Source organism: Gordonia araii NBRC 100433 (assembly GCF_000241265.1).
Lineage (GTDB): Bacteria > Actinomycetota > Actinomycetes > Mycobacteriales > Mycobacteriaceae > Gordonia > Gordonia araii.
This window is the reverse complement of record NZ_BAEE01000015.1, coordinates 1-25,802: the sequence shown is the minus strand read 5'-3', so window position 1 is coordinate 25,802 and position 25,802 is coordinate 1. Positions and strand designations below refer to the sequence as shown.

Annotated in this window: 23 protein-coding genes; 19 read left to right on the top strand and 4 right to left on the bottom strand. The window is 69.8% G+C overall.

The window, feature by feature from the left end; genetic code table 11:
- Window positions 1-46: 46 nt before the first annotated feature.
- From rpsE to map, 6 genes are all read left to right on the top strand, one after another.
- The gene (rpsE, locus tag GOARA_RS02760) at window positions 47-706 is read left to right on the top strand and encodes a 30S ribosomal protein S5 (RefSeq protein ID WP_007320761.1); all 660 of its coding nucleotides are present in this window, start codon (window positions 47-49) and stop codon (window positions 704-706) included.
- Window positions 707-732: 26 nt separating this feature from the next.
- Complete coding sequence (gene rpmD, locus GOARA_RS02755) at window positions 733-912, top strand: 50S ribosomal protein L30 (protein ID WP_040521523.1); 180 nt, start codon at window positions 733-735, stop codon at window positions 910-912.
- 3 nt (window positions 913-915) lie between these two features.
- Window positions 916-1,356 carry a 50S ribosomal protein L15 gene (gene rplO / locus GOARA_RS02750; RefSeq protein ID WP_007320759.1) on the top strand — a complete coding sequence of 147 codons (441 nt, stop codon included), beginning with the start codon at window positions 916-918 and terminating at the stop codon, window positions 1,354-1,356.
- Between the two features lie 168 nt (window positions 1,357-1,524).
- A complete protein-coding gene (gene secY, locus GOARA_RS02745; protein WP_007320758.1) occupies window positions 1,525-2,856 on the top strand; it encodes a preprotein translocase subunit SecY in 1,332 nt (443 codons plus the stop codon).
- Window positions 2,853-3,395 carry an adenylate kinase gene (locus tag GOARA_RS02740; protein ID WP_007320757.1) on the top strand — a complete coding sequence of 181 codons (543 nt, stop codon included), beginning with the start codon at window positions 2,853-2,855 and terminating at the stop codon, window positions 3,393-3,395. Before secY ends, GOARA_RS02740 begins: the two co-directional genes overlap by 4 nt.
- Window positions 3,396-3,414: 19 nt before the next feature.
- Window positions 3,415-4,212: a type I methionyl aminopeptidase gene (gene map, locus GOARA_RS02735; RefSeq protein WP_007320756.1), complete on the top strand. Its 798-nt coding sequence runs from the start codon at window positions 3,415-3,417 to the stop codon at window positions 4,210-4,212.
- Between the two features lie 3 nt (window positions 4,213-4,215).
- Here the strand turns inward: map and dtd are convergent, their stop codons facing one another.
- Genes dtd through GOARA_RS02715 form a run of 4 tightly spaced genes read right to left on the bottom strand, consistent with a single transcriptional unit; the run spans window position 4,216 to window position 6,406 of the window.
- A complete protein-coding gene (gene dtd, locus GOARA_RS02730) occupies window positions 4,216-4,665 on the bottom strand; it encodes a D-aminoacyl-tRNA deacylase (RefSeq protein WP_007320755.1) in 450 nt (149 codons plus the stop codon).
- A 42-nt stretch (window positions 4,666-4,707) separates the two neighbouring features.
- Window positions 4,708-5,226: a hypothetical protein gene (locus GOARA_RS18790; RefSeq protein ID WP_007320754.1), complete on the bottom strand. Its 519-nt coding sequence runs from the start codon at window positions 5,224-5,226 to the stop codon at window positions 4,708-4,710.
- A gap of 27 nt (window positions 5,227-5,253) precedes the next feature.
- Complete coding sequence (locus GOARA_RS02720) at window positions 5,254-5,994, bottom strand: SIMPL domain-containing protein (protein WP_007320753.1); 741 nt, start codon at window positions 5,992-5,994, stop codon at window positions 5,254-5,256.
- A gap of 1 nt (window position 5,995) precedes the next feature.
- The gene (locus GOARA_RS02715) at window positions 5,996-6,406 is read right to left on the bottom strand and encodes a phage holin family protein (protein ID WP_007320752.1); all 411 of its coding nucleotides are present in this window, start codon (window positions 6,404-6,406) and stop codon (window positions 5,996-5,998) included.
- Between the two features lie 145 nt (window positions 6,407-6,551).
- Between GOARA_RS02715 and GOARA_RS19630 the strand changes: the two genes are divergently transcribed.
- From GOARA_RS19630 to rpsM, 13 genes are all read left to right on the top strand, one after another.
- The gene (locus tag GOARA_RS19630; protein ID WP_007320751.1) at window positions 6,552-7,223 is read left to right on the top strand and encodes a hypothetical protein; all 672 of its coding nucleotides are present in this window, start codon (window positions 6,552-6,554) and stop codon (window positions 7,221-7,223) included.
- Window positions 7,224-9,923 carry a VWA domain-containing protein gene (locus GOARA_RS02705; protein WP_007320750.1) on the top strand — a complete coding sequence of 900 codons (2,700 nt, stop codon included), beginning with the start codon at window positions 7,224-7,226 and terminating at the stop codon, window positions 9,921-9,923.
- Window positions 9,924-9,964: 41 nt separating this feature from the next.
- Window positions 9,965-13,684, top strand: coding sequence for a tubulin-like doman-containing protein (locus GOARA_RS02700; protein ID WP_007320749.1), 3,720 nt, complete (start codon window positions 9,965-9,967; stop codon window positions 13,682-13,684).
- Window positions 13,684-16,374: a hypothetical protein gene (locus GOARA_RS02695; protein ID WP_007320748.1), complete on the top strand. Its 2,691-nt coding sequence runs from the start codon at window positions 13,684-13,686 to the stop codon at window positions 16,372-16,374. Before GOARA_RS02700 ends, GOARA_RS02695 begins: the two co-directional genes overlap by 1 nt.
- Before the next feature lie 3 nt (window positions 16,375-16,377).
- Window positions 16,378-18,783: a SaeA-related protein gene (locus tag GOARA_RS02690; RefSeq protein ID WP_007320747.1), complete on the top strand. Its 2,406-nt coding sequence runs from the start codon at window positions 16,378-16,380 to the stop codon at window positions 18,781-18,783.
- Window positions 18,784-18,787: 4 nt separating this feature from the next.
- Window positions 18,788-21,604, top strand: a complete 2,817-nt coding sequence (locus GOARA_RS18780; protein ID WP_007320746.1) for a GAP1-N2 domain-containing protein — start codon at window positions 18,788-18,790, stop codon at window positions 21,602-21,604.
- Window positions 21,605-22,582 carry a hypothetical protein gene (locus GOARA_RS02680; RefSeq protein WP_007320745.1) on the top strand — a complete coding sequence of 326 codons (978 nt, stop codon included), beginning with the start codon at window positions 21,605-21,607 and terminating at the stop codon, window positions 22,580-22,582.
- Window positions 22,579-23,724 (top strand): hypothetical protein, encoded by a 1,146-nt coding sequence (locus tag GOARA_RS02675; protein WP_007320744.1) that lies wholly within the window; start codon window positions 22,579-22,581, stop codon window positions 23,722-23,724. The genes GOARA_RS02680 and GOARA_RS02675 overlap by 4 nt, the downstream gene beginning before the upstream one ends.
- Window positions 23,724-24,341, top strand: a complete 618-nt coding sequence (locus GOARA_RS02670; RefSeq protein ID WP_007320743.1) for a hypothetical protein — start codon at window positions 23,724-23,726, stop codon at window positions 24,339-24,341. Before GOARA_RS02675 ends, GOARA_RS02670 begins: the two co-directional genes overlap by 1 nt.
- A 2-nt stretch (window positions 24,342-24,343) precedes the next feature.
- Window positions 24,344-24,853, top strand: a complete 510-nt coding sequence (locus GOARA_RS02665) for a TerD family protein (RefSeq protein WP_007320742.1) — start codon at window positions 24,344-24,346, stop codon at window positions 24,851-24,853.
- Between the two features lie 167 nt (window positions 24,854-25,020).
- Entirely contained in the window at window positions 25,021-25,242 is a 222-nt protein-coding gene (gene infA, locus GOARA_RS19625) for a translation initiation factor IF-1 (RefSeq protein WP_005187701.1), read from the top strand.
- A gap of 82 nt (window positions 25,243-25,324) precedes the next feature.
- Complete coding sequence (gene rpmJ, locus GOARA_RS02655; RefSeq protein ID WP_005207978.1) at window positions 25,325-25,438, top strand: 50S ribosomal protein L36; 114 nt, start codon at window positions 25,325-25,327, stop codon at window positions 25,436-25,438.
- A gap of 173 nt (window positions 25,439-25,611) precedes the next feature.
- Window positions 25,612-25,802, top strand: a 191-nt coding sequence (rpsM, locus tag GOARA_RS02650; protein ID WP_007320740.1) for a 30S ribosomal protein S13, incomplete at its 3' end; no start/stop codon positions are given.

The window sequence follows — 25,802 nt, the reverse complement described above, 5'->3', positions numbered from 1 at the left end:
TGACCACATACACGATTTGCCTGATCAACAACGGAGGGACCCTCTGATGCCCGGACGTCAGCGTGACGGCGGGAACGGACCCGCCAACAACAACCCGAACAGCAACGACCGCGGCGGCGACCGTCGCGGCGGACGCGGCGACCGTCGCGACAACCGCGGAGGCGGGCGCGACCGCGAGGAGCGCAACCACCTCGAGCGCGTCGTCACCATCAACCGCGTCTCCAAGGTCGTCAAGGGCGGCCGCCGCTTCAGCTTCACCGCCCTCGTGGTGGTCGGCGACGGCCAGGGCATGGTCGGTGTCGGCTACGGCAAGGCGAAGGAAGTTCCGGCCGCGATCCAGAAGGGCGTCGAAGAGGCTCGCAAGAACTTCTTCCGCGTCCCGATGATCGCCGGCACGATCACCCACCCGGTCCAGGGTGAGGCCGCCGCCGGTGTCGTGATGCTCCGCCCGGCCAGCCCCGGTACCGGTGTCATCGCCGGCGGCGCGGTGCGTGCCGTGCTCGAGTGCGCGGGCGTGACCGACGTGCTGGCCAAGAGCCTCGGCTCGGACAACGCGATCAACGTCGTGCACGCCACCGTGGCGGCCCTCAAGCTGCTGCAGCGCCCCGAAGAGGTCGCTGCCCGGCGCGGTCTGCCCGTCGAGGACGTGGCGCCCGCCGGCATGCTGCGCGCCCGTGCCGCCGCGGCTGCGGCCAAGGGAGCGTGAGCGTCGTGGCCAAGAAGGAGACTGAAGTGGGTCAGCTGAAGATCACCCAGATCAAAAGCACCATCGGTACCAAGAGCAACCAGCGTGACAGCCTGCGCACCCTTGGCCTCAAGGGCATCCGCAAGTCCGTCACCCGCGAGGACAACCCGCAGACCCGGGGCCTGATCAACGTGGTCCGGCACCTCGTGACTGTCGAAGAGGTTTAAGAAATGACCATCAAACTCCACCACCTTCGGCCCGCCCCGGGTTCGAAGACCGAGAAGACCCGCGTGGGTCGCGGTGAGGGCTCGAAGGGCAAGACCGCCGGTCGCGGCACCAAGGGCACCAAAGCCCGCAAGAACGTGCCCGCCGGGTTCGAGGGCGGCCAGATGCCGATCCACATGCGGCTGCCGAAGCTCAAGGGCTTCACCAACCGCAACCGGGTCGAGTACCAGGTCGTCAACGTCGGTGACCTCGCCGAACTCTTCCCGAAGGGCGGCACCGTCGGCGTCGAGGATCTCGTCGCCAAGGGAGCCGTGCGCAAGAACCAGCTGGTCAAGGTGCTCGGCGACGGTGAGCTGTCGGTGAAGCTCGACATCACCGCCAACAAGTTCTCCGCGGCGGCGAAGGAAAAGATCGCCGCTGCAGGCGGCAGCACCACCGAGCTGTAATACGTCATGTCGGCCGGTCGCCGGTGCGGCGCTCCCAGCGCTGCACCGGCGAACTGGCCAGACGGACAACTGTTAGAGTTTGCAGCGTTGCCGTCGACGGTGAATCCGTCCGCGCCAAGTCCGAAACGCCAGGCCCCGAACCGAAGTGGTCGCCACTAGGAGGAATTAGTGTTCTCCCCCCTCGTCGCCGTGTTCCGCACGCCGGAACTGAGGAAGAAGATCCTCTTCGTCCTCTTTATCCTTGTGCTGTACCGGTTCGGTGCGACCCTCCCGTCGCCGGGCGTGGACTTCAAGGTCGTGAAAGAGTGTCTCGACCCGGCCAACCAGGACTCGACGCAGCAGCAGATCTACTCGCTGATCAACATGTTCTCCGGCGGCGCGCTGCTGCAGCTGTCGGTGTTCGCGATCGGCATCATGCCCTACATCACGGCGAGCATCATCGTGCAGCTGCTCACCGTGGTCATCCCTCGCTTCGAGGAACTCCGCAAGGAGGGCCAGGCCGGTCAGGCCAAGATGACGCAGTACACGCGGTACCTGACCGTGGCGCTGGCGCTGCTTCAGGCCACCGGCATCGTCGCGCTCGCCGCGAACGGCAACCTGCTGCAGGGACAGGCCAACTGTGACGCGCAGGGGATCATCGCCGACAAGTCGATCACCGGCCTCGCGATCATCGTCATCGTGATGGTCGCCGGCGCCATGGTCGTCATGTGGTTCGGCGAGTTGATCACCGAGCGCGGCATCGGCAACGGCATGTCCCTGCTGATCACCGCCGGCATCGTGGCCCGTATCCCGGCCGAGGGTCGCATGATCCTCAACGACCGCGGCCCGGTGGCCTTCTCGCTCGTGATCGTCGCGGGTGTCATCATCGTCGCCGGCGTGGTGTTCATCGAGATGGGCCAGCGCCGCATCCCCGTCCAGTACGCCAAGCGGATGGTCGGGCGCAAGATGTTCGGCGGTTCGTCGACCTATCTGCCGCTGAAGGTCAACCAGGCGGGTGTCATCCCGGTGATCTTCGCGTCGTCGCTGCTCTACCTGCCGATGCTGATCAGCCAGCTCACGCGCGGCGAGGGCGAGCCGAGCCGCTGGCAGACCTTCATCGACCAGCACCTGGTGAACCCGAGCGACCCGGTCTACATCGTCACGTACTTCTTGATGATCATCTTCTTCACCTACTTCTACGTCGCGGTCACGTTCAACCCGCAGGAACGCGCCGACGACATGAAGAAGTACGGCGGCTTCATCCCGGGCATCCGCCCCGGGCAGCCGACCGCCGACTACCTGGGTTACGTCCTGTCGCGGATCACGCTTCCCGGTTCGATCTACCTCGGCTTGATCGCGATTCTGCCTAACCTGTTCATGCAGGTCGGCAACAGCGGCGGCCTGCAGAACCTGCCGTTCGGCGGTACCGCGCTGCTCATCATGGTCGTGGTCGCCCTCGACACGGTGAAGCAGGTCAACAGTCAGCTGATGCAGCGCAAGTACGAAGGGTTCCTCAATTGAAACTCGTGATTCTCGGCCCGCCCGGAGCGGGCAAGGGCACCCAGGCTGAGCTGCTCTCGGAGGCCCTCGGCATCCCGCACATCTCGACCGGCGACCTGTTCCGCGCGAACATCTCGCAGGGCACTGCGATCGGTGTGGAAGCCAAGCGGTACCTCGACGCCGGCGACCTGGTCCCCTCGGAGGTGACCGTCGACATGGTGCGCGCTCGCATCGCCGAGCCGGACGCGGCACGAGGGTTCATCCTCGACGGCTTTCCGCGCTCGATCGAGCAGGCCGACGCACTCAAGGAGATGGGCGTCGACCTGGACGCGGTGCTGTCTTTCGCCGTGGACGCCGACGTCGTCGTCGAGCGGATGCTCGCCCGCGGCCGCGCCGACGACAGCGAGGAAGTGATCCGCAACCGTCTCGCGGTCTACGAGAACGAGACCGCTCCGCTGCTCGAGTACTACGGCGCCGACGTGACGTCGATCGACGCCGTTGGCGAGGTGCAAGAAGTGCATCAGCGCGTGCTGACTTCCCTCGGCGTCGACGCCAAGTAGCAGCGGGCGCCGACTAACGATGGGTCTGTTCGGGCGCCGCGGCGTCGTCCCGTTCCGCTCGGCCGGCGAGCTCGACGCCATGGCCGAGGCGGGTGCCGTGGTGGGCCGTGCGCTCGTCGCGGTGCGAGAAGCTTCCGCGCCGGGAGTGTCCACCCTCGAACTCGACGAGATCGCCGAGACCGTCATCCGCGAGGCCGGCGCCGTCCCGTCGTTCAAGGGCTACCACGGCTTTCCCGGCTCGATCTGCAGCTCGGTCAACGACGTCGTCGTGCACGGCATCCCGTCGAAAACGGTTGTCCTCGCCGACGGCGACCTGGTCTCCATCGACTGCGGCGCCATTCTCGACGGCTGGCACGGCGACTCGGCCTGGACTTACGGGGTCGGCTCGGTGGCCACGGCCGACGAAGAGCTGAGCGAAGCGACCCGGCTGTCGCTGGAAGCCGGTATCGCCGCCATGATCGAGGGTGCACGTCTCACCGACATCTCCCACGCGATCGAACAGGGCACGCGGGCGGCGAGCAAGAAGTTCGGCCGCCACTTCGGGATCGTCGCCGGCTACGGCGGCCACGGCATCGGCCGCGAGATGCACTTGGAGCCGTTCCTGGCCAACGAGGGGGAACCGGGACGCGGACCTCGTCTGGCGATCGGGTCGACGCTGGCCATCGAGCCGATGCTGACGCTCGGCACCGAGGAGACCAGCATTCTCGACGACGATTGGACCGTCGTCACCGATGACGGCAGTCGCGCCGCGCACTGGGAGCACACGGTGGCGGTGACCGCCGACGGTCCGCGGATCCTCACCCAGCGGCCCGTCTGATCGCTACAGATCCAGCAGGATCGTGACCGGTCCGTCGTTGACCAGGTCGACATGCATATGCGCACCGAAACGTCCCGTCGCCACGGTCGCCCCCAGTGAACGCAGCCGTGCCGACACCGCGTCGACGAGCGGCTCGGCGACCGCGGCGGGAGCCGCGGCGTTCCACGACGGCCGCCTGCCCTTGTCCGTGTTCGCGTAGAGGGTGAACTGGCTGACGACGAGGATCGGGGCATCGAGATCGGAGGCGCTGGCCTGGCCCGGCTCGTCGCCGTCGAGGATCCGCAGCCGCCACACCTTGTCGGCCAGTGCGTGCGCCTGCTCGTCGGTGTCGGAATGGGTCGCGCCGACGAAGACCACGAGGCCCTGCCGGTTTGCGGACAGCTCCAGTTCGCCGACGACCTCGTCGTCGACGACGACCCGTGCCCGGCTGACCCGCTGGATGACTGCGCGCATGGTCTCAACCCTGCCAGACGGTCGTCGGCGAACCGGCTGGGGTCAGCGCCGCACTTCGATCAGAACGATCCAGGAGAGCGCGACGCCGGCGACGATCGCGGTGAGCGAACCGGCCGCGATCCAGTTCAAACCGGCCACGTCGCCGGTCAGCAGGATGGCCCCGCCGATGACGAACAACAGGGGAGACGCCACACTCATGGCGATCTTGCCCGGTGGCCACATTCGGGGCGGTTTGGGCAGCAGCGGGTCCTGTGCGGCGGTGGCGATTCGGTAGATCCGTAGCGAGGCCAGCAGGGCCAGCCAGCCGACCAGCACGGCGCCGATCAGGATCTCCAGCCCGAGGAGAAACAGCGACTGGTCGGGAATCAGCGCGAGGCACGCGGCGGCGACGGCCAGGGTGAGCGCGCCGATGGCGGCGCCGGTGCGTGCCGGGATGGCCGGTGAGACGAGGATGCGCTCAAGGTTCACCGATACCGCGACGATGATGAGGCCGGCCAAGGCCGCGCTGGCGCCGGCGATCGCGACGTTGAAGTCGGCCCACGGTGCGAGCGCCTCGTGCATGGCCCCTCCCGGGAGGCTCGGAGCTGATCAGGTCAGCGCGAACTTAACCGTGACCGAGTAGTTCAGCGTCTGCTCGCCCGGCTCGATCGGCACCGGCGCGGCCATGGCGGAATCCGGTGCGCCGCGGCTGTACGTGCGGGGCGGGGACTCGACGGCGTTGGATTCGGTGATCACCAGGGCCTTGCCGAGCTTGTCGCCCGCCAGGCGCGCGTACTGGTCGGCCCGTGCCTTGGCGTCGGCGAACGCGGCCTCTCGTGCGTTGCGCATCAGCGCGGAGTCGTCGTCGATGGCGAAGCTGACGCCGGACAGCCGCGTGTTGTTGCCGCCCGCGGTCACCGTGTCGCCGAGCACCTTCGATGCCTTACTCAGATCGCGGACCTTGATCGACACCGTGTTTGTCGCCTCGTAGCCGCTGATCGTCGAGGTGCCGCCGCCCGCGCCCGGCGTCGAGTAGCGCGGGCTGATCGACACCTGCTGGGTTTGCACGTCCTTGCGGTCGACGCCCGCCGCGACGGCCGCGTCGGTGATCTTCGTGATCTTGTCCGAGGCCTCGTTGATCGCGGCGGAAACGTCGGGCGCCTCGGCTTCGACACCGATGTTGGCGCTCAGGGTGTCGGGAACGCCGGTGACCTTCCCGTTTCCGACGACCGTCACCGAGCGGGCCTGGTCAGCAGGCGTCGACGATCCACACCCGACCAGTACGGCCGCGGCGGTACCGACGGCCGCGACGAGGGCAGTGACACGGAGGGCTCGCACGCCGCGCCGCATGTCAGTCCTTCACCGTGCCGGCGACACGATCCGTCACGGCGGTGACGACGATGCCGACGATCGCGACGATGATCGCCGCCCAGATCGCCGACCACCAGAAGCTGTCGACGATCAAGCCCCATCCGGTGACCTTCTTGCTGAACCACGAGACCAGCCACAGCATGAAGGCGTTGATCACGATGTGGAACAGGCCGAGGGTCAGGATGTAGAAGGGGATCGACAGGAACTGCACGACCGGCTTGATGAAGGCGTTCACCACACCGAAGATCGCCGCGACGATGAGCACGATCCCGACCTTCTGCCAGGTCTGCGATGCCGTGCCCCATTCGAAATGCATGCTGTCGGGAATGAGCAGGGTGGTCAGCCACAGCGTCAGGCCGGTCGTCGCGGTGCGCCAGAGGAAAGGAATCATGGGGCCGATCCTGCCAGAACCGGCGGTCGGTGGGTCGGTGATTCCCCCATGTCTCCCGCGATGCGTGCGGCACGCACGTGCGACCGTGCTCCGATTCATTCGGCTGGGTCACCCGACGGCGCCACTCATGTGAAAGCATGTCAGCGTGTCGTCGTTCAATCCATTTGGCCCGGGCAACGATCCGGGGCAATCGCCCGCGCCCGGTCAAGTACCTGGCCAGCCGCCCGCGGGCGGTCAGCCGGGCTACCCGGGCGGGTACCCGCAGCAGCCGCAGCAGCCGCCGCCGCCCGAAGCGGGTCAGCCGTGGCAGCCGGGCCCCGACGCACATCCCGGCGGCCACGGGCAGGGCAGGCATGAAGCTCCGGCCGGCAGCCCCTACGGGGATCACTACGGGGGCGAACAGCCCGGCGGGCCCTACGGCGATCCGTTCGCCGGCCGCCACGAGGCGCAAGCGGCAACGGCGCAGTACGACCCGTTGGCCCGGCCGGGCAGCGGCCCCTCGTCGGCCGGTGTCCTCGCGGTGTCCTCCCCGCCGAACGGTATCCTGATTGCGGCCGCGGTCTGCGCGGTCGTCGGGGGGATTGTCGGCGCGATCGGCTGGGGCCGGTGGTGGTCGCTACTCGGATGGGTGTTCGCCGGTCCGATCGCGATCTGGCTGATTTCTCGTTTCGTCGCCGTCGACACCGCCCGCAAGACCGAGACGGTGTACGCGCGCCCGGCATCGACCGGGGTGCTGTGGATCGTCGCGATCAGCGCGGTGGTCCTCGCGATCGCCGTGACGGCGCTCGCGGTTGGCTTCTGGATAGGGCGGCTGTAGATGACAGGGGGAAAGTTGAGGCGTTGGATCTCCGCGCTCGTGCTCGCGGTCCTGCTCGCCCCCGCCGGGCTGCTGGTCGGGACGGCCGCGCACGCCGAGCCGGTCGAGGATTCCGATGCCGCGGTCGCACGGTTCGCCGCCTGCGTCGCCGGTCAGCGCAGCGGGCAGGTGCTGTTCCTCATGGACGAGTCGTTGAGCCTGAAGCGCTCCGACGCGAAAGCCGCACGGGTGGCCGCGGCCAAGGAATTGGCCAGGCAGATGCAGCTCGCCGCCGCGCGTGACGGGGCGACGGTCGATCTGTCGGTGGCCGCCTTCGCCGAGAACTACCGGGTGATCACCGACTGGACCGCGTTGAGCGCCGACTCGTTGCCGACGGTCAACGAGGGCCTCGCCGGCCTGGAGGCCAGCAACACCGGACGGGACACCGACTACGCCACCGCGCTGGCGAACGCGGCCGAATCGCTGGCCGCCAAGCGCAAGCCGGACGCCGCGCCGGGGTGCCAGATGATCGTCTGGTTCACCGACGGGGCACTGGACTTCGACTACCAGAACCGCGGCCAGGTCGACAAAGAATTCGCGCCCGACCAGGAACTGAATTCGCCGGCCGATCGCAACGCGATGAAGAAGGCCGCCGAACAGGCGATCTGCCGTCCGGGCGGGACGGCGGACCAGTTGCGCTCCTCCGGTGTCATCACCGTCGCCATCGGGCTCGACGCGCAAGCCAACCCGTCGGACTTCAACCTGATGCAGGCAATCGCGACCGGGAAATCCCCCGGCGGCGGGACGTGCGGCACGATCACCGATCCCGTGCCCGGTGCGTTCTACCGGGTGACCGACATCGACAGCCTGGTCTGGGCCTTCGCCCGCCTCGGCGGAGGAACCGGCCTGGAGACCCGCCGCGGGGCCTGCGCGGGCAACCGCGTGTGCGACGACGCCAAACACCGCTTCGTCCTCGACCGCTCCGTGTCGAGCGTCAGCATCATCGCCGACGCGACGACTCCCGGGTTGACCCCGGTCCTGGTCTCACCCGACGGCAGCGAGCACCGTCTGCAACCCGGGCAAGCGGGCAAGCTCGACATCGGCGGCGTGGCGATCAACTATTCGTCGCCGAGTGCGAAATCGGTCTCGATCGAGATGGCCAACCCGGACGCGCAACAGTGGCGCGGCGTGTGGGCCCTGGTCTTCGTGTCGCCCGAACAGTCGGTCAGCGCCCAAACCCAGTCGAACATCCGCGTGTACGGCGACCTTTCGCCCGCCTGGCCCGACCGGGACAAAGTGAAGCTGCGCAGCGGAGCGAGTTCGACGGAGATGACCTTCGCGGTCACCAACAAGAAGGGCGAGACCGTCGCGGTGGACAAACTGCCCGGAACGGTCTCCTTCGACGCCGAGTTGGTGACCAAAGGCGGCGAGACGGTGCCGATCGCGTCGGGCGTCGAGAAGGACAAGGTGACCCAGCCGCGCACGGTCGATCTGTCCGGAGTCGCGCCCGGCGCCGCGACCCTGCGCCTGAAGCTGTCGGTGACGACGGCGTCGGCCCGCGACTCCAAGGGCAAGAGGGTGGCCGGCACCCCACTGGTGCCGATGGAGGTCGACCTGCCGGTGACGATCAACCCGCCGGCCGGCTATCCGCAACTGGCGTCCCGCGTCGACTTCGGCACCATCACCGGGTCGGGGGAGGCCACGGCCACTCTCGCGGTCACCGGCCCGGGCTGTGTCTGGGTTCCCGAGGGAGCCACCAAACTGCTGGGCGCCCCGGAAGGGAGCGACGGCCTGGCCGTCACCTCGACCGCGTCGACCCGGGGGAACTGCCTCAAAGCGGCCGACGGAAAGCAGACGACGCTGCCCCTGACGCTGAAGGTTCCGAACCAGGGGCGCGGCGACGCGAACGGCACGGTCACGGTGATGGCCGCGCGCGCCGACGGCTCCGGTGAGCCTAAGCCGATGGAAGTGCAATTCACCGCGACGTTGGCGAAGAAGCAGAACACCGCCAACACGCTCCTCGGGTTCCTGGTGGCGTTGCTGCTCGGACCACTCGTGCCCCTCGGCCTCGCCTATCTGGCGAAGTGGTGGACCGCGCGCATCCCGGCCCGCACGCTGCGCGCCGAGGTCATCCCGGTGACGGCGAGCGGTTCCTCGGTTCTGCGCGACGGCGAGCCCTTCGCCTTCCGAGAAACCGATCTGGTGCGCTTGGTTCCCGGGACGGCGACGCCGTCGCGTCACCTCGTCCTCGGCGACGGCGTTCGGCTGGACACGCGGGTCGGCAAGTCTCCGTTCGGCACCGGCTTCGTCGTCGCCAGCGCGCAGGGCGCTGTCGGCGCGGCGGGCAAGACCGGCGAGACCTTCGGCCCGGCGCCCGACGCGAAGCTGCCGCTCAACGTCCACAACCGGTGGTTCATCGTCCACGACCCGCGGGGCAATCCCGATCAGGCTCATGTGGTGGTTCTCGTCGGCGACGATGCGGGCGAACAGACGCTGGCCCGGTTCACCGACGAGATCACCGAGACGCTGGGTGCCGGTCTGGCCACCCTGCGGGCACAAGCGGGCGCACCGGCCGCTGGGCAATCGGGACCGCCCGATCCGTTCGGCGGCGGAAGCGGACGGGGACCTGACGTCAACCCGTTCGCCGCGCCGCAGGCGCCGCCGCCCGGATCCTTCGGCACCCCGCAAGCAGGCTCCGATCACAACCCGTTTGCGAACTGACCGTCGTATCGATGTAGTCCACGAAGAGGGATAAGAACGAGATGAAACGTTTTCTGGTCGTCGGCTGCGGCGGCTCCGGAGGAGCCGCACTGGCCTACATGATGGATCAGTTGAAGTCCGACCTGCGGTCGCACGGAATCGACAAGCTGCCCGCCGGGTGGCAGTTCGTGCATCTCGACGTGCCGACGTCGCCGTCACCGGTTTCGGGCGTCGGCACGGTCCCCGACCAGGGCGGCGTCTACGTCGGCACCGGGCCGGAGAGCGACAGCTACAAGGTGCTCGACAACGCGATGTCGCAGCGGCTGGCCGACAACAACGAACTCGACACCATCGCGACCTGGGCGCCGCGGGAGCCGGAGACCGTTTACACGCCGCTGTCCACCGGCGCCGGTCAGTACCGCGCGCTGGGCCGCATGATCACGCTGAGCCGCGTCGACACCGTGCGCAAAGCCCTCCAGCGTTCCTGGGACGAGCTGTTCGCCAACTCGACCGACGTCGAGATGCGTTCGCTGAAGATTCCCGGCGCCGGCGGCTACAGCTCGAACGATCAGCCGATCGTGCTCGTCGTCTCGTCGATGGCCGGCGGCGCCGGTGCCTCCATGGCGCTCGACATCTGCCGCATCCTCACCCTCGTCCAGGGCGTCGACCCCCGGCTGATGGGTGTCTTCATGGTGACCCCGGACATTTTCGAGACGTTGCCGGACTCGGCGATCACCGGCACCCGGGCCAACGCGCTGGCGATGCTCGGCGAGATCGTCGCCAGTCAGACGGGGTCCGCGCGCGAGACCGACGTCGCGCTGCTGCGCGCTCTCGGCCACGAGAAGGGTGAAGGCGAGCGCATCCCGTTCGCCCGTGTCTTCCCCGTCGGCCGCTACGTCGGCGCGCAGCGCACCATCTTCGGCGACGGAACACCCGGTGCGGTGTACCGCGGACTCGGCCGCGGGCTGGCCGGCCTCGTGCTGTCCGGCTCGGCCACCCAGCAGTTCGTCGAGTGGGACCTGACCAACGCCGTCGGCGACCAGGGTTCGCTGGAGTACCTGGGCTGGGGAAACAAGCAATGGAACAACGTGCCGTGGGGCACGTTCGGCTACGCCAGCCTGTCCATGGGCCGCGACCGCTACGCCGAGTACTCCGCGCAGCGCCTGGCGCGGTCGAGCGTCGACAAGCTGCTCACCGGCCATCTCCAGCCGGGCAACGACGCTTCGGACGAAGAACAGGTCAACGCCATCCTGGACAACCAGTGGAGCAACATCTGCTACTCGCTGGGCCTGCCCGACATCCACGACGCCTCGTCGGCGGGGGTGGCTCCGTGGCTGACCCAAACGGTCCTCCCCGGCGATCAGGTCGCCTCCCATGCGCGCGGAGTGGTCAACAACTACGTTCGTCCGCTCGTCGACCAGACGCCGGGCGTCAACGGCGAGCAGTGGGCGGCCCGCGTCGGTCAGGTGTTCGCCGAGCGGCGCCACGCATTGGCCGAAGGGGCGAATGCGGCGGCCTACCACCAGGGTTTCGTGTGGCACCAGCATTTCGTCACCGCGCTGGAACAGGCCACCGCCCGGGCGCTGGCGACGCAGGGGCTCCCGTATGCGACCGGACTGGTGAAGCGCGTGGGGCGTTTGCTCGACGACGTGCTCCTGCCGGCGCTGGCCGACCTGTCCAAGTACGGGCCGCCCGACATCGCCGACCTGCCGCCCGAGGTCAAGGGAACCCTGGCGTCGCTCTCCGGAACCATCGCCAACCCCGCGCCCATCGCCGACGAGGTGTTCGCCGGTTCGGCGCGCATCGTCGAGCGACAGATCTACGCGGCATTGGCTCACCACGTCGGCAACGCGTGCGGCGCGATGATCAGCGAGGTCTTCGATCCGCTCATCGACGCCCTCAACGAGGCGCAGACGCTCCTGCGCCAGTCGGCGAGCGCGAACCGGCAGCAGGTCGGTCTCGCCCTCCTGCAGACCGACGAGTACGCGGCGTGGCCCGCCGACTCCGACGAACTGGTCGCCGAGCGGTTCTCCGAAGCCGACAACGAGGTCATGCTGACGCGGTCCGCCGAGTTCAAGCAGCGTTACGAGATCGACCTGCCCGCCTCCGTCGGCGCGACGAGTACCGATCCGCGGCTGCTGAGCGAGGGCATCTCGCGCGCCGCCGGACATGTCATCACCGGCTACTGGAGCACGGTCGACGGCAGCAAGTCCCCGGCCGAGGTGCGGCCCGTCGTCGAGCGCACCACCACGTGGGTCTCGCGCGCCTTCCCGCGGCATCCGGAGACCGGCGACGGTCTGATCGCGCAGCGGGCCAGCTACGACGTGCACCTGCGCCCGGCCGAGCTGCTCGACCGCGCCCGCCGCTTCGTCGCGCGGTCCGGCGAGTCCTTCGACCGGTTCTGCTCGGTGTCGCTGCGCCAGTACGTCGAAGGCGAGGACGCACCGGAATCCGAGCGCGCCGCGCGCCGCACCGATCTGGAGCTGCGCTTCGGCGAGGCGGTGAACCTGGCCCGGCCACTGGCGAGCGTCAACGAGAACGCGATGCAAGCGATCCACGGCGTCGCCGAGATGGTCTACCGCTACAAGTTCTCCGCCATCCCGTTCCTGGGGCTGTCGGTCGCCGAGGACCTCAAGACCAGCCTCGCGTCCACGGCACGCGTGGACAAGAAGAGCGCCGACGCGTTGTCCAACGCGTTGACCGACGAGGCCAAGATCAAGCGGATCGACATCTTCGGGTCCTACCCGAACTACTCGCCTTTGGCCTACGAGGCGGTGATCGAACCCGCCGCGCGCCAGTGGCTGGCCTCGACGCCGGGGCAGCGCAAGGCGTTCTGGACGATGCGCCGCTCGCGCCCGCTGGAGGCGAGTCTGCCGATGCACGCCAACGAGCGGCTCGCCATGGTGGGCGGCTGGATCCTCGGTCAGGCGATCGGGTTCATCCAGGTGCCCGGCCCGCCGTTCGCCGACGCGGTCCACGTGTGGGACAGCGGAGCGCATCGCTGGCTGCCGTTCCCCAACCCGCTGCTCACCCCGCCCTCGGAGTTCCTCGCCGAGTACGACTGGCTGCCCGCGGTGCTGGAGTCGTCCCTGCTGGCGATCGCGCAGAGCCACCAGCCGCCGGTGATGGCCTCGATGGCGCCGTACCGCGCGCTGCGCCACATCTACGACGCCGGTGTGGAGAACCCGTCCACCGGACTCGACCAGCGCCAGAAGGCCGCCACGATCAACATGGCGAGCTGGCTGCGGACCGGCGAAACCGGCACCGGGGTGCCGTCGGTCATCGCCGACGCCGGCCCGGAACTCTCGGTTCGCGAGCGCGCGGAGCGATTGCGCTCCTATCTCGCCTACCAGCATGAATTCGTGTCCAAGAATTACATGGAGCCCGGTCAGGGCGCCGGACCGGGGCAGGCGGGCGCCGAGGGCACCGGTGTCTTCGCGCGGATCACGGTGCGCGAGCAGGCGTCCAAGACGCCGGTCTTCCGCGACCTCGCGCCCGACATCTTCGCGGTCACCCACGAGCTGATCGGCCTGATCGACGCCGCCGTCGCCTTGGCCGAGCACGGTGCGGCCAGTTCGCCCGGTGCGCCGAGCTATCAGGCGGGCGAGACCTTCGAGCCGCCCACGATGGGATCGTTCACCTCGCCGCCGATGACGCCGCCGGCGGCTCCGGATGCCGCAGCTCCCGGCTTCGGGAGTCCGGGTGCGGGCGGTGCCGAGCCCTCGGGTGATCAGAACCCGTTCGACGCGCCCGGGTCGCCGGATCGACCGGGTGGGTTCTGATGGCGCCGCTGACCGTTCTGATCGCGCCGAGCGGTTCGGCGCAGAGCGTGTACTCGGCGCTGGCGGATCTCTCGGCGGCCGACCTGGTCGACGATTTCCTGTGGGTCTCCGATCCGTCGGCGCGGGAACCGCTGTCGACCGTCCTGCTCGTATCCGGTGGACGCGCCCGCGATGTGGCCCTGGCCGACCTCGTGGCGTCGCGGCGCACGACGGTGCTGCGGCTCTGCTCGATCGTGCCGGCGCTCCCCGGTCACCGACGGCTGTCGGTGGGCGATGAGACCGGAGTCGCCGAGCAACTGATCGGCACCACCGGTGCGAGCGCGGTGACCCGTATCCGTGCGCTGCTCGTGAGCGCCCCGGCGGTCGCGGGCTCGTCGGCCGAACTGGCCGTGCCCGGCTGGCACAACATCGCCATCTCCCCGGAGGACGCGCGCGGTCCCGACTACGGACGCGTGCCGCTGTCGTCGGAAGCGGGCACCGACGACCTCGGCCGGCACGCCGCGCCGGTGATCGCCGGACTCGCCGGCCTGTGGCGGGGGCTCGATCACGCCCCACTCGACACGCTGCCCGTCGTTCCCGGGCAGTCGGTGCGGCTCGCGCGGTCGTTCTACCGCAAGCTGCGCACCGACGAGGTCGAGGGCGTGCTGAGCGAGTCACTGCTGAACAACGACGGCGTGCTCCCGTTGCCCAGCGATCAGCGATCCCAGGTGGTCTACGTCGCCGACGTCGCAACCGCGACCTCCACCATGGCCGATGTCTTCTGGCGCAAGCACGCCGCCGTGCTGCGCGGTCCGCGCCAGTCCTATAGTGCCAACCCGCCCGAGGAGATCGGTGCGATGGCGGTGCTGAAGATGTTCTTCAACTTCGTCTGGGCGTCGATCAAGAACGCGCCCGCCGCGTGGTACCGCAGCGTCGTCGACAGCGTGTCGAGCAGAATCGCCGTCGGTGTCGAGCAGGCGGCCTTCCAGGGACAGCCGGCCGCCTATCAGGTGGTCGTCAACGGTCGCACGTCGACTGGACAGATGGCTCGCTGGGCCGACATCGGCGCGGCGTCGAGTGCCCTCTCGGGCGCGCTGTTCGACCCGTCGGGGCAGCTGGCCGACGCCGATTCCGACTTGTCGCAGGTGTGGCAGGACTACGCGCGCGCCGCGCTGACGCTGGCCGACGCCGGCGCCCGCAGCCGCGACCTGCCGCCGATTCAGGTCGGATCGTCGCGCGCGATCGTCAAACACGCCAGCGAAGTCGTGCCGGGTCCGTCGGCCGCCTTCACGTCGATTCCCGGCGCGGTCGCCGCGACCGTCGAATGCCAGAGCATCGACGCGACCGACGTGCTCGGCATCATCGATCTGTCGAACCGGCTGACCGAGCTGGAGTCGAGCCCCGACCACGGCGGCAGTGCGCGCTCGACGCTGACCGCCCTGCGCGGCTGGCGGCAGAACTCCGGACGCAGCTTCGGTGTCGCCGCCGCTCAACGTCTCGGCGAGGCGTTCCACGGCGCCTACAACGAGGTCCAGCAGTTGCTGCACCAGGTCAACACCGCCGTCGCGCCGCCGCCGGATCCCGACCAGCGCAACAAGTCCCTCGGCCGGGCCGTTCAGGCAACGGTCGTGTCACTGTTGCTGCTCACCGGCTTGTTCGTCTACCTCACGGTGAAGGATTTCGTCGTGTGGTGGGTGGCGCTGATCGTGGTCGTCTCCGCCTTGCTGGTCGGCTTGGGGCTGTGCCTGTGGGGCTTCATCCAGTCGCAGCGGCTGATCTTCGCCCTGCTGCACCAGCGAAGAGCCGCCGTCGATCGACTCGAGGTGGACCGGCACAATCTGCGCGCGGCACTGCGCGACCTGCGGCGACTGTCGCAGGCCTACGGTCAGTTCCTGTCGTGGAACCGTGCGCTGGGCGCCTACTTGGAAGCGCCGCTCGGGTCGCCGGCCGCGTCCCAGGCCGGTTCGTTGCCGCTGTCGTGGGGGCTGCCGATGTCGACCGGTCTCGGAGCGGCACGGCCGAACCATCCCGATGTCGACGAGGCGGTGGGGTACCTGCGCCGCGACCTGTTCCGGCCGGGATGGCTGACGCCGTCGTGGGACAACCTGATCGTGACGTCGATTCCGCCCCGGATCGGTTCCCGCGAGGCTGGCGCCGAGGCGTCGCCGGTGTGGCTCGACCACGGGCAGGGCACCGGGTCGTCGCTGGACCGCTGGTCGACCGACCTCTTCCGCGGCGTGATCGGTTCGACGGGAGCCGACCAGGTGTGGGATCACGCCCTGCGTTCCCTCGGGGGACCGCTGGGCGAGCTGGTTCCCCGACTGGTCGGCACGGTCGCCGTCGCCGGCGGCGCGGCGCAGCCCCTCGACGAGTTCCTCGCCGGGATCGACCGCGACGCACCGCCGAGCGGCTCCTTCGACCATGCGTTGCTCACCGACACCGCGGTCACGACGGGCGCGGCGTCCGTGCACGTGGATGTTCGCCACCGGGTCCGGACCGGCCTGGGCGTCGTGTGCGTAGCGACCCAGCTGTCCGAGGCGATCGTGCTCGACTACCTGCGCACCGAGGCCGCCGGACCGGGCCCCGATCGGTCGGCGTTCGAGGCTCCGCCGACCCCCGTCTCACCGCATCCGGGCGCGGACTCGCCGCGGCCGACAGGAGAGCCGGTGCAGCCCAACCGCTTCCAGGCGCCGGAGATGGGGCAGGGCTAGGCGATGTCGTCTGCACAAGACGTGGTGACGGCGCTGCACCAGTGGGCGGTCGGTGCCGCCGCCGACGGTCACCCCGTGCCGGCCCGGCAGGAACTCGACGCGATCGGCCGACGGCCCGATTCGTGGCGGCGTGACATCAGCGCGTCGCCGGTGGCGCTCTGGTGGGGCGCCACGATCGACCATCTGATCATCCAGGTTCGACTGGGCGTGCTGCCCGCGATCGCGGTCGCCCATCTGCCCGCCGACGTCGCCCCGGCCGGGCCGGCGCCCGCGGAATCGGGTGCGGGCGGCCGTCACGCCACACATGCCACCGGAGGGGTCGGGACCGGAAGCGCTGATACCCGGGCCGAGGCCGACCCGCCGACCTCGGACGACCCGACCGCCGACCTCATGACAGCCCTGATCGCGTGGCGCGGCCGCAAGATCGCCGAAGGGGCCGAGGGTGCGGAGACGATCAAAGACATCACGCTGCGCAACCTCGCCAAGCGGGCACCGGTGACGGCCGAGCAGATCCGCAAGAAGCTGCCCGGCGCCGCCGGTCTCGTCGACGAGCTGGCCGGCGTCTTCGCGGAGTTCGGCGCCGCCGGCGTCGAAACGGCCGGCCGCGCGGTCAACCCTGCGGTCAGCCCGGCCGCCGCCTACCCCGCCGCGAACGCACAGGCCGCCGGTTCCGCGACGCCGGGACAGAATCCGGCGGTGGCCCGGTCGGCCGATCCCGTACCCGACCTGTTGCCGCTGACCCATGGCGACTTCAGCGACTACGAATACCTTGAGACCGACGTCGAGCCCGGCACGGTAAACATCGCGTCGACCCCCGACGGCGTGCGGCTGAGCTGGGACGCCTTCGACGGCGCGCCGACCGTCCTCTACCGGGTCGTGTCCGGTGACGGCATGGCTCCGTACAAGCCGGAAGCCGGCGAACTCCTGGCGGTCACGACGGGCACCGCGGCCGAAGACACCCGGTTTCTCACCACCGCGGTCCGGCACTACCAGGTCTGGGTGCACGCCGGGGAGGACGAAGGGCAGGCCCGTGCTGCCCAGCCGGTGAAATGGGCTCAGGGACAAGACATCAGTCCGGTCGAGGACATGCGGATCACCGAGGACGAGGGCCGTGTCGTCGGGGAGTGGTCGGCGTTCTCCGGAACGCGCGCGGTGCGCATCTTCCGCATCCCGCTCGACGAGGGCGGCCCGATCACGACCGATCCGCGCTATCAGATCTGCGTCACCGATGCGAACCTCACCGGCTTCGTCGACGCCGACGTGCCGCGTGGCCGCCGCTACCTGTACCGGGCCCAGGCCGAGGTGCCGGTCGGCGACTCGCTGCGCCTGTCGCGGCCAGCACAGCAGGAGATCCTGGTTTCTGTCGACCTCGTCTCGGTCACCGATCTCGAGGTGTCGATCAGTGAGAACAACTCCCTGTTCGATCTCTCGTGGACGACCCCCGAAGGCGGCCAGGAAGTGCGGATCTACCGTTTTCCGGAGGCGCCGCCGGCCGGGCTGGAACGCGAGGACCTGCCGGCCGAGGCTTTGTCGGTGCAGGGATTCACCGATGCGACGCGGGTGCGCCATCCGGTGAAAGCCGGCACCGATCCGACGCGGTCGCAGATGTCGGGGGTGCCGTGGCCGGGCGGCTGGGACCGGGCCTATCTGACGCCGGTCACCGTCGCCGCCGGACGGGCGCGCATCGGCGAGACCCGGGTGCTGGCGCGCCCGCTGCCCGCGGTCGAGGAACCGCATATCGTGGAGCGCTTCCACTGCGAGATGATCACTTTCGGCTGGCCGCGCGGTGCCGCCGCGGTGCGGGCCTACATCGGGCCCGCCGGGATCGACGCCGAACAGGTCTGCCAGGGCAAGCCGTTCGGCGAAGTCAGCGCCGAGCAGTACGAACGCGACGGGGCCCTCATCCTGGCGCGCACCCTCACGGCCAAGGGGTGTTTGGTGTGGCTGGTGCCCGTCTCGTACTCGGCCGGGCGCGAGATCGCCGGCGAACCGGTGAGCGTGGCCTACCCGGGGCTCGCGCGGATGGCATACGAACTCGAACCGGTGCCCACCGGACCGGGGCAGATCGCGGTCCGGTTGGTGCTCCACGCCGAGACGCCCGTGGCCGACCTGCCCCCGCTCGTCCTGGTCCACCATCCGCAACGACTGCCGCTGGACACCACCGACGGGCGGACGCTGCGATTCCATTCCGGGCGCGGGCAGCTGGTGCCGCACTGCCAGGTCGTCGGCGAGCTGCCGCAGGGCCGCCAACCGACGGAGTGGGTCGCCGACCTCACCGGTGTCGTCGGGTACGTGCGGGTCTTCGTGCACGACACCGAGCGACGGGGCCAGCGCCCGATCGCGATGCTCGATCCGCCGATGCCGGGACTGCGCCTCCTGCCGCCGGCGCCACCGCGGGGGGAGTGGTAGTGCGATGGCCGACCTGACGAAACGCTCGCCGACGCCGCGGCCGGGACTGGTAGCCGGGCCCGCCGAGGCGGCCGCGGGCCAGGACGGGCGCTATGCCCAGTTCACCTACACGTCCTTCGACGCCGGGGCGCCCGGTGGACGCGGGGCCTTCGGCGGTGCCGCCGGCCAGCGCAGCTCGGGTGGCGGCTGGCAGGTCAAGCAGGTCGTGGGCGATCTCGCCCCCGGCGACATCGAGGACCTCACCGCGCGCATCGTCACCCGCTTCGACCTCGAGCCGGTCCTGCCCGGATTCCCAACGCCCGAGCAGATCGCAGCCCGTCCGTCCCGGCTGGTGTACTCGTTCACCGGCGACCGGGCCGCGTATTGGCACACCGTCGACGCCGGGCGCGACGGCACCGGGCGCCCGGGCAACGTGTTCGCCCATGTGCTGGCCGACGGATTCGGCGCGGAAACCGCTACCGCCCCCGGTCTCGACGCGGTCCGGCCCGTCGAGTTGTGGCGGTGGACGGGCTGGCTGCGGCCGTACGGTCCCGAAGAAGTCAAGGCGGCCGTTCTCCCCGCCAGCCCGCCGGCTCTCACGCCCAATCCATCGCTGTCTGCCGAGGCTTCCGTCGGATTCCTCCTCGACCCGGCGCGGGACCGGACGGGCCTCGCGCGGGTGTTGCTCGACGCCGTCGCGGCGCGGTTGTCCGGGGACGCCACCGGCCCCGTCGTCCTGGCTGTCGACGACCACGATCACGCGGCCGCGTGGATCGCGGCGATCAGTCATTTTCTGACCGCGGGCGGTGCGCGGCGATTCTCGTGGAGCACGCACGACGCTCCGGAATCCGTCGCCGCCGGCTCGGCGGCCGACCTGCACCTGGTCGCGGTGCCCCGGGATCGCCGCGGCGAAGTTCACGGTGCGGTCGACGTCGTCGTCGACGAGCACGAGGAGCCCTACCTGGGCGACCCGGGGTCTGCGCATCGGCTCGCCGCGGGATCGGTGCCGGTCACCGGGCTATCGGTACTGGCCGAGGCGGTGCTGGCCGACGAGGAAACCGCGCTGCGCGTCTTCGGCCGCCGCGACGAGATCGCCGCGCAGTTCGAAGACGTCCCGGGCACGTCGATTGCACCCGAATGGCCCATCGCCGTCGCGCTCCTGGAAATGCCCGAACTCGCCGAGTTCCACGCGGACGCCGCCGCGGTCATCGTCGACGATGCGCCGCCGGGCCTGACCGAGGTGCCGTGGGCGGCGGCTCTCGTCGACGAGACCCTGCGCACCCATCCGCCCACCGCCGACGAGGCGCTGCGGCGCCTTGCCCGGGCAGCCGCGCGCGGTCGCGGGACCGATCGGTTGGCCCAGTACGTGCTGGGTGCCGCGCTGGCCGATTCCGCCTGGCTTGACCGGTGCGACCTCGCCGCCGTTCCCACGGTGCGCACCGCGTCGCTCGGAGAGTCGCGCGACCAGATCGGTCGTCGCTGCGCGGAACTGACCAGCCGGATCGCCGACGACCCCTCGGGTGCGACCCGTGCCGCGCTGCGCACCGCCGAACTGATCGAGCGACTGGCCGTGCCCGACGACGAGCGCGCGACCGCGCGCGACGAGCTGGCCGCGGTCGTCGCCCGGACCGGGTTGACCGAGATCGGCACTCCCGGCTGGTCCGAGCGCTTCGACGCGGACGAGATGTCGGAGGCGACACGTGCCACCATGGTCCGGCCGGTGTTCGCGCGCCACGCCGTCGGCCGGCTCTCCGAGCTGTCCTCCGATGTCGCGCTGTGGCTCTACGGTGCGGTGAGCGCCGACCACAACTACGCGTGTCCGGACCCGGCGCTGCCCGATGACGACTACCTGTTCGGGTTCGCCACCCGCGCCGTTCTCAGCGACTGGGCGCTGGGCATCCCCGCACCGGCGCGCGCCCACTACGCGAGCGAGGCGATCCGCGGCGCGCTGCGCTCCGAGCGGCTCGGCGACGAGGACTGCCGAGATCTGGTGTCGGCGATCGTGGCCGAACAGCGGCCACCCGCCGCCGACCTCCTCGAGTTCTCCAAGTCCACCGGGCGGGTGCCGCCCCAGGTCCTGGATTCGCTGGTCTTCTACGGCGACGTGGAGTCCGACGCGTTGCAGGCCATCGTCGACATGCCGGATGCCGCTTCACCCGTGCTGGCCGCCGCCGCCTGGTTGCGCCTGGCCAGGCGATCCGCGCGGGTGACCGACCGGGATCGCTGGTGCACCGCGGTCGCCGCCCTGGCGACCTCGGCGGAAAGCCGCCCGCCGGCCGGCGGAGAGGTCACGTGGGTCGCGCAGGCCGCCGAGGAACTCGTCGTCATGGCGGCGGCCGGATTCGTCGTCGGGCAGAGCAGTGCCGCCCCGTGGGCCGACCCGGGCACTCCCTTCTGTGCCGCGTTGAAAGCGCGGATGCCCTCGATCTACCAACAGGTCGTCGACGAGCTGGGCCGCGCCGAGCAGGAATGGGTGCTCGACACGGCGTGGGTCGCCGGGCACGCACTGACCGTCATGATGGGCGTACCGGGTGCCGGGGCCGGTCCGTTGGACGGGCTGGGCTCGCCGTCGCTGCGCGACGGGTCGGGCGGTCTCGTACCGTGGTCGCAACGGCTGATCGAGCAGCGGCTCGTCGAAGGAAGCTATCGGGGCCCGTCCGACATCGCCGGTCTACGCGACGCGGGCTGGCTGGTGGTTCGCGCGCTCGACGCGGACGCCGCGGAGTACTTCTTCGCCGACTATCGGCGCGGGGCGGCCGACTGGGCGGCACGCGCCGGGGTCGGGGCACAATCCAATGGTGGTTCGGGACGCGGTCCGTCGGGACTGGGAGGTCTGGGGTAGATGGCAACCTATGTGTTGGACGGAAAGTCGGCGGCGACGCTCGCCAGGTGCCCGCTGGCGGTACGGCTCGCGGTATCGGGGGTGCCGAACGCCGACGGCGTGCGCCTGGTGGCCAGGTCCCGGGGCGGGCAGCCGGCCGCCGGCGTGGTCGAGACCTCGCCGTCGATGCTGATCCTGCCCCGCGTCACCGAGGAGATCGTCGTCGCGGCGGTGCCCGCACACGCGGACCTGTTCGCCTCCGGCACCACCGTGCACGTGTCGATCGGTCCCGACGGCGCAGCCGATCACGAGACCGATATCGCGCAGTTGACGCCACGCGACGTCTCCGGTTTGGGCTTCATCGAACTGGCCAGCGTGTCACCGGGAGCCGGCGAGACCATTCAGGTGGCCACCCGGCTCACCCTGCCGGACAGCCCGTTGCCGCCGGTGGCGGCCGCGGCGCGGGTCGCCACCCGCGGGGTGCTCAAGGTCGACCGCGTACACGAGAGCCAGGCGCGGCCCGTCCGGCTCTTCGTCGACACCTCGGCGTCGATGGCGTGGCTATTCGCCAGTGGGATGGTGGCGGCCGCCGGCGACATCGTCGCCGGACTCGGCGCCGTGATCTCGGGCGGTCCGGACGTGACGGTCGGGATGGCCGGGCCCGCCGCCGCGCCTCCCGGTCCGCTCGCCGGGGAGCACGTCGGTGCGGCATTGGCACAGGCGCCCGCCGCGGGCTACGGGCTGAGCGGCGGCGTTCGGGTGGCGCCCGCTCCGGGGACGCTCACGGTCGTGGTCACCGACGCCGTTCCGGCCGCGCTGTCCGACGACCAGGTGGCACTGGTCCTCACGGAGTCGGTATCGGCGCGAGCCGGCCTGCGCGGTGCCGTCCTGTCGCCGGTACCCGACCCGCAACAGGTACTCGTCGCCCAGCCCGAGTACGTGAATCGGGTCGTCGCGGAGCTGCTCGCCCCGCTCGGCCTCGCCGGGGGTGCGCGTTGACCAAGTGCCCCCGTTGCTTCTCGCCGCTCGGGCTGGACGACTTCGCGTGGGTGGACCGCGAGCCCGCACAGGTGGTCGTCGACCCGGTGGCGTCGGCTTACGCCGGCCGTGAGGTGCGCATGGGCAAGGTGTCGACCGCCAAGCGCCACGAGTGGCACGGGGAGTGGCCGCCGAAACCGGACCGCCCGTACGACGCCGCCTGCCCGATCTGCCACTTCGTGCTGCCGCCGCACTGGTACTTCGGCAACGCCATCACCATCACCATGGCCGGGGCTCGCGCCACCGGCAAGACCGTCTACATCGCGGTGCTCATCAAGCAGTTGCAGCGATTCGCCGCCCGATTGGACCGCGAGGTGTTCCCGGCCAACGACGAGACCGTCCGGCGATTCCGCGACGAGTACGAGCAACCGCTGTTCACCGAGCGCGGCATCCTGCAGCCGACTCCGCGCGCCTCGCTGCACGGCAGCTATCAGCACGATCCGCTCATCTTCAACCTGGGCGAGTGGGGCGGCGTGCGGCAGTACATGGTGATCCGCGACGTCGCTGGCGAAGACCTCGAAGCCGCCGATGTCGGCGGCGTTGCCTGGGATTTCTTCTCCCGCGCGGATGCCGTGCTGTTCATGTTCGACCCGTTGCGGGTGGGGGAGGTCGCCAACCAGCTGCGCGACCTCGTCCCGGTCTCGTCGAACGTGGGCGGCGACCCGCGTCAGGTCCTGCACACGGTGTCCAACCTGATCAGCGGCGGGACGCCGAAGCTCGCGGTGATCCTCTCCAAGTTCGACGCGCTGCAGGCGCTGGCCGCCGTCGAAGCCAGCGCGTGGGGCCAGGTGATGGGTCAGCTCGGTGCCGCCTACAACCGCGATCCCGGTCTGCTGGCGCGGACGTACGACGAGGACGACGGGCTGCGGTTGCACGAGGAAGTGCGGAGTCTGCTCACCCGGCTCGACGCCGGGCCGGCGCTCACGACGATGGTGAACCCGGTCACCGGCAGGCAGTACGAGCATCGGTTCTTCGCCGTCTCGGCGCTCGGCGCCGCGCCCGAGGGCGAGAAACTCAGCGACCGCGGCATCTCTCCGTTCCGGGTGACCGACCCGGTGCGCTGGGTGTTGGCCGCCAACAACATTCTGGTGGAAGGCGTGTGATGAATAACCCTGGTTTCCGCGGGCCCGACCCGTTCGCGCACGGCCCGGCCCGTCCGGCAGGCCAGCCGGGCAGCGGGCCGACCGGCTACGGCGCTCCTGCCGCCGGCGGCTACCCCGGCCAGGCGCCCTTCGGCGGCCCGCCGGTCCAGCCGCCCGTCGCGGTCACCTCCCGCACCTCGCCGCCCGTCACGGTGTGGTGCGCACTGCTGTTCGTCGCCGTTGCCGCCGCGCTCTGCCTGGTTCAGGCCGGACTGGGAATCCGTGCCATGTCGCAGGACGGACGCGGCGAGGTCTACTACCTCGGGCGCGAGGTCGCCGATCTGTCGACGACGGCGATCGTGTTCACGGTGGTCCTCGCCGCGCTGTTCGCGCTCGCGTACGCGAGCTTCGGGTACGCGGTGTGGCGGGGAGCGGGGTGGACGGCACCACTGGGAACCGTGCTCGCCGCGCTGTCGCTGTTCGGTCTGATGGGCGGGTGGGTGATCATCGCCCTGGTCGTCGCGGGGATCCTCGCCGTCGTATTCCTGTGGCTGCCGCCGTCGCGCGAGTTCGCCCGGATCACGGCCAACGCGTCGGCGACGGCATCGGCGGCCTACGACCCCTGGGCCGGTCGGTAGCGATGGCCGCGCGGACGGGCCTGCAACGGGTGAGCATCGGCGTCGGTTGGGATATCACGCCGTCGGTCGCCAACCTGGATCTCGACTTGGCGGCGTTCGCGCTGCCGAGCACCGGCGTGGTCCGCTCCGACAAGGACTTCGTCTTCTTCAACAACCTGTCCGCCTGCGACGGGGCCATCAAGCTCACCTCCGACGCCGCGGTGTTCCGCGGCTGGCGCGAGGAGATGACCGTCGACACCGGCGCGCTGCCGCCGGACATCGAGAGGGTGCGGATCGCCGTCAGTTCCTACGGAGGCGAGGGGCCGTTCCGGCAGTTCCCCGCCGGCTTCGTCGAACTCTGGGATTCCGGTGCCGGTCAGCTCGCGCGGTGTGACCTGGGGATCTTCGCCGAGGAACGGGCACTGGTCTACGCCGACCTGCGCCGTGACCGCGACAGATGGGTCATCGATGCGCGCGGCGAGCCCCACGACGATCTGGCATCTGTCGCCCGTTCGATGGGCGTGAAGGTCTAGCTCGCGGTCGGACAAACCGCCGAATTGGATTGGACCAGTCCCTTCGCGTAATATGGAACGTCGGTGCGCACGACGCGCTCGTTTTTGCATGCATTCGCGAGTCGTCCCTGCCGCCTACTGGAAACACTGAGTACTACCAGGCCCTTCGGGCCGGGATCGCGGAGGATATGGCGAAGAAAGACGGTGCCATCGAGGTCGAGGGTCGCGTTGTCGAACCCCTGCCCAATGCGATGTTCCGCATTGAGTTGGAGAACGGCCACAAGGTTCTCGCCCACATCAGCGGGAAGATGCGGCAGCACTACATCCGCATCCTGCCCGAGGATCGCGTGGTCGTCGAGCTTTCGCCCTATGACCTCGGTCGTGGACGAATCGTTTACCGGTACAAGTAGGACTTCCCGGCGTCGCCGGGATAACAGCAGCGGGCGGTGCGGGGTACCGCGGCGCCCGTGACAAGAAACAGGAGAAGCTGACGTGAAGGTCCAGCCGAGCGTCAAGCCGATCTGTGAGAAGTGCAAGGTGATCCGCCGCAACGGTCGGGTCATGGTGATCTGCGAAAACCTGCGCCACAAGCAGCGCCAGGGCTGAGCAGCGCCCTTCCACCGGTCGCTTGGCCGAACAGCACAACTGAATATCTGACGAACTTCCAGCACCAGCGGAGACAGACGAGTTTCCGCCTACCCCCGGATCAGAGGCCGGGGCCCGACAGTGAGCGGGGCGGACTGGGAGCAGACCTCTGACAAGAAGAAGGAAATGAACACATGGCACGTGTTGCCGGTGTGGATCTCCCCCGCGAGAAGCGGCTGGAGATCGCACTTACCTACATCTACGGGGTGGGTCGCACCACCTCGAAGGAGATCATCGCCGCCACCGGCCTCTCGCCGGATCTGCGCGCGAAGGATCTGACCGACGCCGATGTCGCCAAGCTGCGCGAGTACATCGAGTCGTCGGT

What these genes read in the sequence shown, in the direction of transcription:
- GOARA_RS02700 (WP_007320749.1), top strand. Translation starts at nt 9,965, where the DNA reads ATGAAACGTTTTCTGGTCGTCGGCTGCGGCGGCTCCGGAGGAGCCGCA.
- GOARA_RS02665 (WP_007320742.1), top strand. Translation starts at nt 24,344, where the DNA reads ATGGCCGCGCGGACGGGCCTGCAACGGGTGAGCATCGGCGTCGGTTGG.
- map (WP_007320756.1), top strand. Translation starts at nt 3,415, where the DNA reads ATGGGTCTGTTCGGGCGCCGCGGCGTCGTCCCGTTCCGCTCGGCCGGC.
- GOARA_RS02705 (WP_007320750.1), top strand. Translation starts at nt 7,224, where the DNA reads ATGACAGGGGGAAAGTTGAGGCGTTGGATCTCCGCGCTCGTGCTCGCG.
- GOARA_RS02670 (WP_007320743.1), top strand. Translation starts at nt 23,724, where the DNA reads ATGAATAACCCTGGTTTCCGCGGGCCCGACCCGTTCGCGCACGGCCCG.
- GOARA_RS02690 (WP_007320747.1), top strand. Translation starts at nt 16,378, where the DNA reads ATGTCGTCTGCACAAGACGTGGTGACGGCGCTGCACCAGTGGGCGGTC.
- GOARA_RS18780 (WP_007320746.1), top strand. Translation starts at nt 18,788, where the DNA reads ATGGCCGACCTGACGAAACGCTCGCCGACGCCGCGGCCGGGACTGGTA.
- GOARA_RS02695 (WP_007320748.1), top strand. Translation starts at nt 13,684, where the DNA reads ATGGCGCCGCTGACCGTTCTGATCGCGCCGAGCGGTTCGGCGCAGAGC.
- GOARA_RS02680 (WP_007320745.1), top strand. Translation starts at nt 21,605, where the DNA reads ATGGCAACCTATGTGTTGGACGGAAAGTCGGCGGCGACGCTCGCCAGG.
- rpsE (WP_007320761.1), top strand. Translation starts at nt 47, where the DNA reads ATGCCCGGACGTCAGCGTGACGGCGGGAACGGACCCGCCAACAACAAC.
- GOARA_RS18790 (WP_007320754.1), bottom strand. Translation starts at nt 5,226, where the DNA reads ATGCACGAGGCGCTCGCACCGTGGGCCGACTTCAACGTCGCGATCGCC.
- GOARA_RS02715 (WP_007320752.1), bottom strand. Translation starts at nt 6,406, where the DNA reads ATGATTCCTTTCCTCTGGCGCACCGCGACGACCGGCCTGACGCTGTGG.
- rplO (WP_007320759.1), top strand. Translation starts at nt 916, where the DNA reads ATGACCATCAAACTCCACCACCTTCGGCCCGCCCCGGGTTCGAAGACC.
- infA (WP_005187701.1), top strand. Translation starts at nt 25,021, where the DNA reads ATGGCGAAGAAAGACGGTGCCATCGAGGTCGAGGGTCGCGTTGTCGAA.
- dtd (WP_007320755.1), bottom strand. Translation starts at nt 4,665, where the DNA reads ATGCGCGCAGTCATCCAGCGGGTCAGCCGGGCACGGGTCGTCGTCGAC.
- GOARA_RS02720 (WP_007320753.1), bottom strand. Translation starts at nt 5,994, where the DNA reads ATGCGGCGCGGCGTGCGAGCCCTCCGTGTCACTGCCCTCGTCGCGGCC.